At 59.7% G+C, this 402-nt stretch carries 1 protein-coding gene; it reads left to right on the plus strand.

From position 1 onward, the window contains the following. Positions 1-402, plus strand: a 402-nt coding sequence (locus GSQ94_RS19180) for a phosphopantetheine-binding protein (RefSeq protein ID WP_158945466.1), incomplete at both ends; no start/stop codon positions are given.

A 402-nucleotide genomic window follows, 5' to 3' on the forward strand; every position in this document is an offset into this window, starting at 1 on the left:
ACCGGAATCAGATGCCTACGGCACATCAGGTTACGAGGCCCCTGTTGGGAAGCTGGAGATTCTGCTGGCGCAGGCCTTTGCCGAGGTTCTGGATCTCGAACAGGTCGGGCGGCATGAAGACTTCTTCGAGCTCGGTGGGCATTCGCTGCTGATCGTGAAGCTGCTCAGTTTGCTGCGCAGCCACGGAGTCGAGCTCGATATCCGCAACTTCTTTCAGACACCCACAGTCATGGATCTTGCCGCAACGGTGGGCGGCGGTTCTGCGCCGATCGAGATCCCTGCTCAGCTGATTCCAGCTGGGAGCCAGGTGATCACGCCGTCGATGCTTCCGCTGGTGACGTTGAACGCGGAGCAGATTGCAGCGATCATAGCCCAGGTTCCGGGTGGAGCAGGAAACGTGCA

The organism is Granulicella sp. S190 (assembly GCF_009766095.1).
Lineage (GTDB): Bacteria > Acidobacteriota > Terriglobia > Terriglobales > Acidobacteriaceae > Edaphobacter.